Genomic DNA, 11,253 nt, shown 5'->3' on the forward strand with positions numbered 1-11,253 from the left:
CTGAAATAACCCGCTTGCTGAGATTGAGTATCAGCGGATTTTGCCTTCCATTGCTCTGACAAGTTCTCTGCAGAAGTCTGGAATGTCCTTCACTACACGCCCCCAAACTAGGTTGCCGTCACTGAAAGCTGGTTCATCCAACCAGATTGCGCCTGCATTCAACAGGTCATCCTTTATGTCGTCGCTGCCGACAGATTTTGAACCTTCTACGATTCCGGCTGAAATGCCGACAAGTCCTGCGTGACAAATCATAGCAATAATCTTTTTCTGCTCGTTTGCAGTCCTTATGAGGTCTTTAACATCTTCAAATCGTCTGAGCTTGTCGGGTGCCCACCCGCCGGGTACTAGAATCCCATCTACTTCTGAAACATCTATCGATTTGAAGTCCGCATCTGATATTGCAGTAAGCCCACCCTTGCCCTTGTACAGCCTGTTCTTCTCTTTTCCAGCGACAGTAACTTCTGCGCCCTCCTCTTGAAGTCGCATTACGGGTACCCAGAACTCGAGATCTTCAAATCCGTCTTCTACGAGAACTACGACTCTCTTTCCTATCAGCTTCATGCTGCACCTCCGAATCGCTAAAGAGTTATTAGAAACCATTCGAGAGAGGCTTCAATGATTTCCGTTACTTTATCTCGCCTATCAAAAAGATCGAATATGTGGCCCGAATCGTGTTCAAGGAGCCTGTCGACTCCCTTGTGGTATCTCGTAAAGAGCCTTGAAGCTTCCGGCTGAGGGAATACAATATCGTCCTTAAGCCCTGATACGACAAGAAGAGGGCCTTCATAAGAGACTATCTCGGCCACAGGATTGACTGAAAAAAGCTCATCAAAAAACTCCCTTCTCAGTACGGTAACACCTCCCCAGGAGATGTTCGCTTCTATTTCCTCCAATGGAGAGGCTATCATTGCCCTCTCAACAGAATCTACACCGAGAAGAGCTGAGTACGAGTGTATAGGTATTGCAACCGCAGACCAGAGAGCGACACTTCTTACTCTTGAATCTCGACCGGCAAGGCAAGCAGCGACCAGACCGCCTTGGCTGAGGCCGACCACGCCTATTCTTCTGCTGTCAACGCTATCTAGAGATGTAATAAAGTCAATAGAGGAGACAGCATCAAGGATCTGCTTGTTGAAAGTAGTGTCCTTCCACTCTCCTTCACTGATTCCCGAGCCTCTGAAATCGAATCTCAAAGTGGCAATACCCTTTTCGGCGAAGGCCGTTGCGGTGATCTCAAATAGCGATTCTTCCGAATCATACACGATTAGATCGTTCATGTGGCCAAGAAATCCATGGAGGAGCAGCACAATTGGTACATAGCCTTCTTGGAACTCCGGTACGGTAAGAACTCCGTTTATTCTCAGCCCTTCACTGTAGAAGTGGACGGCGGTCTCTGAGACAATGTACTCTGAGTCGGAAAGGGCTGCATGCGATGATACTGCAAGCAGAATGAAAACGGATAGAATCAGAATTCCTTTTAAGAAGTGTCCTTTCACTGTTCACCTCCGTGTTTTTGCACTATCGATTCCATTCTACTCTCTGAAGAGGAGCTAGGGCCAGAATTTGCTCATCAATGAAATCACGCTTAGACTCGATTATCTAAGTGGCATGCAGACTTCTCACTGCATTCAGAACTTGCTTCATGCTAAAATAAACAAATAGAAGGTGAGAGAGTGGCCAGAACAGAAATTGATGCTCAGATTCTTCTGAGCGACCTCGAAAGTATTCTTCAATATCGCCTCAAAAGGAGAGACAAGGAGCGGATTTTCGACGCCTACGAGTTTGCACGCTTTCATCATCAGGAGCAAATGAGAGACTCGGGTGAGCCGTTCATAAGTCACCCGGTAGAAGTCGCGAAGATTCTTGCCCAGTTCTCGGCCGACAGTGATACTATAGTCGCTGGGATACTTCACGACATAGTTGAAGATTGTGATGTGCCGCTTTCCGAGATAGCTGAGAAGTACGGTGATACGGTTGCTCTGATCGTCGATGGTGTGACGAAGATAAGCAATTTGAAGCTCAACGAAAAGCTTGAGTCGAAGATAGTGAAGTCGAGAATGAAGGTCGAGACTCTACGCAAAATGCTTCTCGCGTTATCAGAGGACCCGAGGATCATAATCGTCAAACTTGCAGACAGGCTTCACAACATGCGAACTCTTGACTTCCTCAAGGATCCAGAGAAGAAGCGCGACAAGGCCAAAGAGACGATCCAAATCTATGCTCCAATAGCTCACAGAATAGGTATGCACAGAATACAGGCAGAGCTTGAAGATCTTGCCTTTAAGTTCGAGTATCCTGAGGAATTCAAGGAACTGAAGTTCAAGGTCAACAAGAAGCTTAAAGAACGTCAGGACATAATGGATGAGTATAAGGAGATAGTGCTCAGAGAACTGAGAAAGAACAGGATACCTGCTTTGATAGAAGGCAGAGTGAAACACCTTTATAGCATATGGCAGAAGATGATAAAGAAGAACAGATCCTTCGACGAGGTGTTCGATCTTATTGCCCTGAGGATAATTACGGGTGACGAAGTGAATTGCTATAAGATTTTGGGCGCAGCACACTCTCTATGGCCTCCGATGCCTGGTAGGTTCAAAGACTACATTGCCGCACCGAAGTCGAACGGTTATAAGTCGCTTCACACAACCCTGATTACCCACAGAGGAGAGCCTCTTGAGATTCAGATAAGAAGCGAGAGAATGCACAAGGAGGCCGAATATGGAGTGGCCTCTCACTGGGTCTACAAAGAGGGAATTGATGTAAGGGATAGAACCTGGTTTACACAGCTCGTCGATTGGCAAAAGGATTTCATCGAGAGTTTCAAGGACATGGAGTCGATTTCTCGCGAACTTGAGGTCGAAGAGGTGTTTGTCTTCACGCCGAAAGGCGAGGTTGTTCATCTTCCAAAAGGAGCCACACCGATCGATTTTGCCTACGCAATTCACACGGAAGTCGGCCATCATTACGCGGGTGCGAAGGTTAATGACCGGCTTGTTCCTGTCAATTATGAACTAAAGCTCGGAGACAGAGTTGAGGTTGTCGTAAACAAGGCAAGTGAAGGTCCGAGTCTTGACTGGTTGAAGTATGTCAGGGCAAATTCTACAAAGGCAAAGATAAAGAGATACTTCAAAAATGAGTATTCGGCGAAACTCGTTGAAAGAGGTAAGGAGATATTCAGAAAGATAAGCAGACGGCTCTCCGTATCGATGGATGACTTGATAGAGGGAGAGCAGATAAAGTCCCTGATGAGCCGACTGGGGGCGCACAACGAAAACGATCTCTTTAGCAAGCTTGGCGACGGGTCGATAACGATGGGAGAGGTACTCAGTCTTCTTGCGCCGAAGGAAGAAGAGATAGATGTTCTTCCCGAAGAGACCGAATTGATCAAACAGAAACAGGCGAAGGGGAACGAAGTCGTTGTTGGCGGCGAGACTGGAATCGCCGTCTACTTTGCCAAATGTTGTACTCCTCTTCCGGGCGACGATATAATCGCGGTGATGAGCAGTAGGGGTATATCAATTCACAACCGCAACTGCCGAAATCTGAAAGACATAAGTAAGGATAAGCTCGTGGACGCCCACTGGAACCTTGTAACGGGAGGGAGATTCAGTGCCTGGATTGTTGTGGAGTTTGACAGCACGGATAGAACTCTTATAAATAAGTTTCTTGAGAGACTGGAAAACAAGAATGCAAAAGTAATGAAGTACTCCGTTGAAGCAGGAAAGTGGGGATATGATACACTGATTGCGAATATCCTTGTAAAGGATGTTGCCCATCTGACTTTGGTGATGGAGAACCTCCGGGGTATGAAGGGTGTTCAAAACGTGAAGAGATTTGGAGGGGTTGCGTGAGGGCCGTAGTTCAAAGAGTTAGCAAGGCCAAGGTAACCGTAAGTGGGAGAATAACTGGAGAGATTGATAAGGGCCTTCTTGTTCTTGTTGGGATCGGTCGAGACGATGACGGGAGTGACGTGGAATGGATGGTTGATAAGACACTCAATCTTCGTGTGTTTGAAGACGAAAATGAGAAGATGAATCTTTCGCTAATAGATGTCTCGGGAGCGCTTCTTGCCATTTCACAATTCACAATAATGGGCGATGCCAGAAAGGGAAGAAGGCCTTCTTTCACCGAAGCTGCCGAACCGGAAGCGGCCAGAGCACTTTTCAACGATTTTCTCCAGATGGCGTCTAAGACTGTGAAAGTTGAGACAGGGATCTTCCAGGCTCACATGGATGTAGAGCTTGTTAACAGTGGGCCGGTAACGATTCTATTGGATTCAAAGAGAGTATTTTAGGAGGTGTTCTTGTGAAGAGATCCATGAAATTTATTCTTATCGTAATAATGGTTGCGGCGGTCGGGGTGATTGTTGTCTCTGAGAGCAGTGCGGGGCCTTCCAATCCTGCAAAAATCGCGTTTGCAGATATGCAGAAAGTCCTTGAGTCAACGAGAGACTGGGTTACATTGAATACCGACTATCAGAAAGATACTCAGTTTTATCAGGGCCAGTTGGATAGCTTGAGTAGAGAGTATCAGGACTTGGCGAACTCTGGAGCTAGTCAAGAAGCGCTTCTCCAGAAGCAACAGGAGATTCTTACCAAGAAGAGTCAGTACGAACAGACACTGGAAACTACTTACAATGCAAAACTGCAGGTCATATTGGAACAGGTTAACAAGAGAATCAGAGATTACGCAACGTTTATTGGTATAGACATGGTAATATCCGACGAAATAGTTGTATATGGTTCATCTGCTTACAATATTACTGACGCGATAATCGAGTATATGAAAGGGTTTCAGAATTGAGTGATCCTTCTTATCTGAAATGCGAACATCTTGACAAGCGCTACGGAAGAAGAAGAGTACTGAAGGATGTATCAATAGAGGCATCATCGCTTGAGGTGGTGGGACTGCTTGGACCCAACGGTGCAGGCAAGACCACCGCCTTTAAGTCTATTCTCGGAATAGTTATTCCGAACACCGGGAGTATCTTTCTCAATGGCGAGAATATAACTCATCTTCCAATCCACGAAAGAGCCAAGAGAGGAATAGCTTACCTTCCGCAGGAGACATCGATTTTCAGGGGACTCAAGGTGATTGAAAACCTGATGATGGTCATGAGACTTACTGGTCAAGAAGAAAGTCACTATGAGAGGGCGAGTGAGATACTGGATGAGTTCGGAATCCTTTCGTTGAAAGATCAGGTTGCTTCGTTGATATCAGGTGGGGAGAAGAGAAGACTGGAATTTGCCAGGACGATGACCCTGTCTCCTTCTTTCATACTTCTCGATGAGCCTTTCGTTGGAATAGATCCTATGACTGTGAAGGATATTCAGAAGATGATCAGGAAGCTTAAGAGCAGGGGAATAGGTGTTATAGTTACGGACCACGATGTCTCTTCTATAGCAAAAGTTGTTGACAGACTCTATGTGTTGTACAAGGGAGAAGTCATCTCTTCCGGAGACCCGGAAGAGGTCCTTGGAGACAGCCAGGTTGTCGAGAAGTATCTGGGAAGTGACGACTGATGCTTCATGTCGCTGTAATTGGTTATTCGGGCCCCACGGACAGAAGTCCCGTGAAGGAGCTTCACGTAGTCTGTGAAGAAGTTGGAAGAACTCTTGCAAGGCGTGGTCACGTTGCAATGACAGGTGGGAGAGACGGAGTAATGGAACTTGTTTCAAGATCTATGTCGGAAGAGGGAGGTCGGGTAGTTGGAGTACTTCCTATCGGAGACGAGGGCAACGAGCACAATGAGATCAGGATAAGAACCGGGATGGATTTTGCTATGAGATCCCTGATACTTACAAAATCCGCCGATGTAGTAATCTCTATTGGAGGTCAGGCAGGAACTCTGCTGGAAGTAGTTTCCTCGTACTCATATGGCCGTTCAGTAATCCTAATGGAGGGTACCGGCGGCTGGACAGACAGAATCAGATCTGTGTTAATTGACGGCAAGTATCTTGACGAGAGAAAGACTGTAGAAATGAAGCTGGCAAGTAATATAGAAGATCTTGAGACGTACCTTGAGGAGGCTGAAAATGGTAAGGTGTAGATTTGCGCCCAGTCCTACCGGCAATCTTCATGTTGGTGGTGTTAGGACGGCGCTGTTCAACTGGCTCTTTGCGAAAAACCAACATGGAGGTTTTGTGCTGAGAATAGAAGATACGGATATCGAGCGTTCTGAGAAGAGATTTGAGGATCAGATCCTTTCCTCCATGAAATGGTGCGGACTTGATTGGTCGGAAGGGCCGGATGTAGGCGGGGATTATGGCCCTTATAGACAGAGCGAGCGTGTCGCTCTCGGTTTCTACGATAAGTTTGCTCAAGAGCTCGTCGAAAGAGGTCGGGCATATTTTGCAGTCTACTCCAAGTCAAATCAGGAAGAGGTTTTACGGATTTCAGAGGAGATTCCTGAGCTATCTGATGATGAGATATATACAGTGAAGTTCAAGATACCGGACGGTACGACCGGCTTTTCCGATCTGTCTAAAGGGGAGATGAGTTTCGAAAACGGGAATTTCTCCGATTTCATAATAATCAAATCGAATGGATTCCCGACCTACAATTTCGCTGTAGTTGTAGATGATCATATGATGGAGATTACTCATGTTTTCAGAGGAGAAGATCATCTCACAAATACTCCGAGGCAGCTCATGATCTATAGAGCCCTGGAATGGGAACCACCAACTTTCATGCATATTCCTCTAATTCTTGGTAGTGACCGGGCTCCTCTTTCGAAGAGGCATGGTCATACTAGTGTGGATCATTTCAGAAGAGAAGGGTACTTGAGTGTGGGACTGATGAACTACCTTGCGCTTCTTGGATGGACGGTTGATCAGGAGATCTTTGATTATCACGAAAAGGTCAGGGACTTCGTTCCATCAGATATCTCCAACAAAGGAGTCGTCTTCGATTACGAGAAGCTTGAGTGGATTAACGGAAAGCACTTGAGGTTATTTGATCCCGACGAACTGGCTGTGCAGTTTGGATTGTGGCTGAAGTTCACTGGAAGGTTTGACTATTACGCAAACATGGAAGCCGATCAGTTTTACTCGAGAGAAGTCCTAACGATGTGCCGCGAGAAGATCAATACTCTACAGCAGCTGTTCGATTTCTCGGCGCCTTTCTTCTGCGATGAGGTGGATTACCAGGAAGACTACGTTGTCAAGTATCTTAGAAATGACTGGAGCAAAGATCTTGTTTCTGCTGCTATCAGGCGGTTTGAAGACGCATGCGACTGGTCCGTTGAAGGTGTTGAGAAGACTGTTAGGGAACTTGCGGATGAGAAGATAACATCCAAGAAGAATACTTTTCAAACTCTAAGAGGGGGGGTAACTGGTAGGCTTGTGACTCCGGGACTCTTTGAGACGATCTCCGTACTTGGTAGAGATAGAGTTCTCGAGAGATTGGAGAGCCTGCTCGAGTTGATTGAGTATGAGGAAGGGAATATCGCTGATTGAGATGGTAGTCTCTCTGGCAGTATCTGCTCTCTTGCTAATTTCGATCTTCAAAATTGTTAACATGTGGCTGGCTATGTCTTCCAGCATAGTTCAGGAAACGAAAACGAACATGTCTTTGTCGAGAACCTTCGACATCGTCGAAAGGGACCTTAATCGTTCCACGGGAAACTTCTTATGGGGGGTTTCCTTTATCAGCTTCGATGCAATTGTTGATGGTCAATACAAAAGGATAAGGTACTACGTGTCTGGAAACAGGATAATGAGAAGGTCTGGAAATTCATATAATACCGTGACTGAGTTTAGAGATTCTGCAGGCTTCTTTGAAGAAGAAGGGACAGTCAGATTCATAATCGATAAAAGAGAAATCTTGATAGGGACAAAAGGTGGATAGGATGAATCCAAAGGATATCAGGAAGATGCTTCAGGCTATAGAAGAGGAGATTCTCTCCAGAACAGAAATGGATGTAAAAGAGATGCTGGATTCACCTTCGGCATACGTAAGGGCAAGAGCAGTGAAGTCTGCTGCTGATAGAGAGATGAGAATAGAGAATATTGAAAGCTTTCTTGAAGACCCTTCTCCCGAGGTCAGAAAGAATGCAGTGGTCACTATGGCAAAGTTGAGTGAGAACCGAGATTCTATTCTCAAAGCATTGGACGATCCGTCAGATCTTGTCAGAAGCATAACAGCGAAAGAACTCGTGGAATTTGGCTATGAAGACGAGGATCTTGCGAGGCGAATCGCCGCCGACCCCTCCAAAAAGGTTAGGAAGACTTTTGTTGTCGCTCTGGCTGAAGCCGGGGAGAACGAACTCCTGAAGGAGTTTGACGAAGACCCGAGTAACGATATTCGGAGTATCCTGGCGGCCTGCAAAGGGCAGCTCAGGCTTGAAGAAGAGGAGCTTTCATCTCTTTCGGGCAAGTTCCAGAAGGTGGCGCTACTTTCGAGATTGGGCCAGAGAAACTCAGGCGCCGCTGAAGAGCTTCTAGTTCTCTTGAAGGATTTCCGATCCTCAAAAGTCAAACAGATAATTGTTGAGACTTTCGAGTCCTTTCCTGATGATATCGCACTTCCCACTCTCAAGAAATTGATTGATTCCGATGATAGAACAGTTGCAATCTCCGCAATGAAAACTCACAGGAAGATCAAAGGGTACGATGTTTCGATGCTTCAGTCAGCAGAGAGATTCATGGATTCTGAGGATGAAGAGATGAGATTCGCTGGCGCACAGTATATTAAAGGTCTCTTAGAACCCTCTGCAGCAGAGATTTTACACACTGGATTAGAAGATCCTTCTGACAGAGTGAGAGCCGTATGTATGGAGGCGCTGGCAAGTCTTATGGATCATTCTATTGCAGATGTTATCGATGAATCTCTTAGATCAACATCATCCCGGCTAAAAAAGGCATCGCTAAGGGCCGTGAAAAAACTTAAGACTATCGATATCGAAGATCATATTACTAGAATTCTTTCTAACAGAAAAGAGGACCTTCAGACAAGAGTACTCGCTTCTTCCGTAACGGGACTTCTAAAACTGGAAGGACCTCTTCCTCATCTTGAAGAAATCGCTCTAAATACTTCCATTGAAAGCCGCCTAAGAATCTCTGCGGTAAGAGCTATGGCAAGGATAAATCCTTCTCGTCTGGCCGAACTTTTCGGCTTCACAGTATGATGGCGGTCAGAATCGAAAGCATCGTTACTACTAAGAGAATCGAGTCACTCAAAGACCAGCTTTTTTCTTTGAGGCAAGTTAACTTGTGCCCAGGTCTGTATCCTCTTATTTGAAGGGCGGCAGCAGTGTCCTGAGCCTTCTTCAGCGAGGTTGCAATTACCGGGATCACTACGGAGATTGAGTTTTTCACTCTTGAGAATATGCTCCCTTTGTCGAACTCTATTCCCCGCGCCTTCTGTGCCAAGATTATTCGGTTTGTCTGAAGGGAGATAAGGGGGATGAAAGTGAGAGTTAGAGAAAGCGCCATTCCAATTTCAGAAGACCGCTTCTTACCCCCGGGGAGTTTTCCAATAATCTCTTCCACAGAAGAAGAGATCTCCAGGGGTGTTGTTGTAAGTGAAAGCATTATACTGAAAAGCACCGCAAGAATCATTCTGGCCGAAAGCACCGCAGCGTTTATCAAACCCTCTTCTGTGATCCTCAAAACCTTTAAGTCCAGCAAGACTCTTCCGTGAGTAAAAAGGATCTGAAAGACTACGATCAACAGGATTAACAACCTTATCCCCCGTAGCGTCTTTACGAACTCCCTGAAAGGAACTGCTGAAAGTGCGGAGAGAACAATCCAGAGTGATAGGAAGACTGTGAAATCTGCAATCCCGCTCAGAAACAGCGAGCCTATTGAAAGCGAAACAAAGGCTATGGTCTTTGCTATCGGTGACAATTTGTGAATCACCGAGTTCGTTGGAACGAATCGCCCAAAAGGAACTCCTACCAAACATCTCTCTCCCTGTAACGAACAAAACTAGTCGGTGTTTCCCACACCGCCACTTCGTAAAGCTCATAATCGCTTCCTCCAACCCTGGAAGCCAGGCGTTTGAATATCCACTCGGCTATGTTTTCTGCTGTCGGCTGAGGTATAACATCATTTATGTATGCGTGATCAAGCAAGCTCAACACTTCTGACTTGACTATGTCTTTGAGCCGCAGAAAATCGATGACCATATCTTCTTGATTCTTCTCTCCGGCAACTGTTATCTGAAGCTTATAGGTGTGGCCGTGAAGCTTCTCACACTTTCCGTGATAACTGGTCAGATTGTGAGCCGCATCAAATGTGAACTCCTTAGTTAGGAAGAACATGAGTCTCTATCACCGTCCTTTATCACTACCAGTACAGACTCTCCATGAGACTATCATATCGTATTCTCGCTTGTCAGAAGGGTAACACCAAGAAAATGCTGATGATTTGTCCTGCCATTGAGCGGAGGAATCCCTTTAACGGATACCAGCATCGGTGTTTCGCTGCACAATGAAGAAAGAGAAAGACTAAGAGTGAATAGGTCCTCAAAGTGATTTACTGGCCATAACAGATGCTCAATGTGGGAAAAGATTCGCAGAGCATAGAATTTCTGAAGAAGATGTCGATAATTATCAGCTGACAAACCGGTCGAGCTAGCTCACTCTATAGTTAGATAACTGCGAAATTTGCATGAATATGTTTGACATTCATCTAACTATCTGTCATGATAGTACTGTAAGAGATGTATCGAACCGGGGAGGGATGATAGATGTCAGAAAATCAGATGAAATCGATGAAGGAAGTTACAGAGCAGATAGAGAAAGTGAGAGTTGGGATTCTCAAGACGAGATCATTCATAACTCTCTGAGAGAGTGCTGGAAAATCACGAGAGAGCTTTCGGGCTCTCTTTTTTGTTGAAACTCCTGGCGTTTGGCGCATGTCTGTGAGACCAACCGAGAAAAATCGTTGTCGGGAGTTTTGCTTTGAGAGTGCGAGAAATGATCGTCGTAGACCGTTACGGGTCAACCGTCCGAGAACACCGTGAACCAGTCCACCGATAAGAACAATCGAGAAAGAGCATTGTCGAGACGTTCGCTGCCCTCACGAGAAAACAAGACTCTGACCGGTATCATCTCAGATGACGTGAAAACAAAACGGATGTCATCCCGATATGCAACTGATCGGGATCTCGCTCCAAGAAATGCTGTGTGCTTAAGATCAAGGACCCACTTTTTGATGGGAAGGGCCGCTTTTAGCTTTTGTTCTTATAACATGGAACTTGCAACTGATGTGCTTCTCGGAGAACGGAGAACCGATAACGGATAACCGT

At 45.8% G+C, this 11,253-nt stretch carries 12 protein-coding genes; 8 read left to right on the top strand and 4 right to left on the bottom strand.

Annotated features, from left to right (window positions below; genetic code table 11):
- Positions 1 to 30: 30 nt before the first annotated feature.
- On the bottom strand, positions 31 to 561 hold the full coding sequence (locus RJ60_RS09385; RefSeq protein WP_103134547.1) for a type 1 glutamine amidotransferase domain-containing protein: 531 nt from the start codon (positions 559 to 561) through the stop codon (positions 31 to 33).
- Positions 562 to 578: 17 nt separating this feature from the next.
- Positions 579 to 1,496 carry an alpha/beta hydrolase gene (locus RJ60_RS09390; protein WP_103134548.1) on the bottom strand — a complete coding sequence of 306 codons (918 nt, stop codon included), beginning with the start codon at positions 1,494 to 1,496 and terminating at the stop codon, positions 579 to 581.
- 177 nt (positions 1,497 to 1,673) lie between these two features.
- Here RJ60_RS09390 and RJ60_RS09395 point away from each other — a divergent pair, with 177 nt between their 5' ends.
- The 8 genes from RJ60_RS09395 to RJ60_RS09430 are packed head-to-tail and all read left to right on the top strand — an operon-like array spanning position 1,674 to position 9,127.
- A complete protein-coding gene (locus tag RJ60_RS09395) occupies positions 1,674 to 3,851 on the top strand; it encodes a bifunctional (p)ppGpp synthetase/guanosine-3',5'-bis(diphosphate) 3'-pyrophosphohydrolase (RefSeq protein ID WP_103134549.1) in 2,178 nt (725 codons plus the stop codon).
- Positions 3,848 to 4,294, top strand: coding sequence for a D-aminoacyl-tRNA deacylase (gene dtd / locus RJ60_RS09400; protein ID WP_103134550.1), 447 nt, complete (start codon positions 3,848 to 3,850; stop codon positions 4,292 to 4,294). Before RJ60_RS09395 ends, dtd begins: the two co-directional genes overlap by 4 nt.
- Positions 4,295 to 4,305: 11 nt before the next feature.
- On the top strand, positions 4,306 to 4,803 hold the full coding sequence (locus RJ60_RS09405) for an OmpH family outer membrane protein (RefSeq protein ID WP_103134551.1): 498 nt from the start codon (positions 4,306 to 4,308) through the stop codon (positions 4,801 to 4,803).
- Positions 4,800 to 5,522: an LPS export ABC transporter ATP-binding protein gene (gene lptB / locus RJ60_RS09410; RefSeq protein WP_103134552.1), complete on the top strand. Its 723-nt coding sequence runs from the start codon at positions 4,800 to 4,802 to the stop codon at positions 5,520 to 5,522. The genes RJ60_RS09405 and lptB overlap by 4 nt, the downstream gene beginning before the upstream one ends.
- Positions 5,522 to 6,049 carry a TIGR00725 family protein gene (locus RJ60_RS09415; RefSeq protein ID WP_180979931.1) on the top strand — a complete coding sequence of 176 codons (528 nt, stop codon included), beginning with the start codon at positions 5,522 to 5,524 and terminating at the stop codon, positions 6,047 to 6,049. Before lptB ends, RJ60_RS09415 begins: the two co-directional genes overlap by 1 nt.
- Positions 6,036 to 7,457, top strand: coding sequence for a glutamate--tRNA ligase (gene gltX, locus RJ60_RS09420; RefSeq protein ID WP_103134554.1), 1,422 nt, complete (start codon positions 6,036 to 6,038; stop codon positions 7,455 to 7,457). The genes RJ60_RS09415 and gltX overlap by 14 nt, the downstream gene beginning before the upstream one ends.
- Complete coding sequence (locus tag RJ60_RS09425; protein ID WP_103134555.1) at positions 7,432 to 7,848, top strand: type II secretion system protein J; 417 nt, start codon at positions 7,432 to 7,434, stop codon at positions 7,846 to 7,848. Before gltX ends, RJ60_RS09425 begins: the two co-directional genes overlap by 26 nt.
- A gap of 1 nt (position 7,849) precedes the next feature.
- Positions 7,850 to 9,127: a HEAT repeat domain-containing protein gene (locus RJ60_RS09430; protein WP_103134556.1), complete on the top strand. Its 1,278-nt coding sequence runs from the start codon at positions 7,850 to 7,852 to the stop codon at positions 9,125 to 9,127.
- On the opposite strand, the gene RJ60_RS09435 is transcribed toward RJ60_RS09430, so the two are convergent.
- Positions 9,117 to 9,902: an energy-coupling factor transporter transmembrane protein EcfT gene (locus RJ60_RS09435; protein WP_103134557.1), complete on the bottom strand. Its 786-nt coding sequence runs from the start codon at positions 9,900 to 9,902 to the stop codon at positions 9,117 to 9,119. The genes RJ60_RS09430 and RJ60_RS09435 overlap by 11 nt on opposite strands.
- Positions 9,896 to 10,264: a 6-carboxytetrahydropterin synthase QueD gene (gene queD, locus RJ60_RS09440; protein WP_099829604.1), complete on the bottom strand. Its 369-nt coding sequence runs from the start codon at positions 10,262 to 10,264 to the stop codon at positions 9,896 to 9,898. Before queD ends, RJ60_RS09435 begins: the two co-directional genes overlap by 7 nt.
- Positions 10,265 to 11,253 lie beyond the last annotated feature (989 nt).

It is taken from the genome of Mesotoga sp. B105.6.4, assembly GCF_002896535.1.
Lineage (GTDB): Bacteria > Thermotogota > Thermotogae > Petrotogales > Kosmotogaceae > Mesotoga.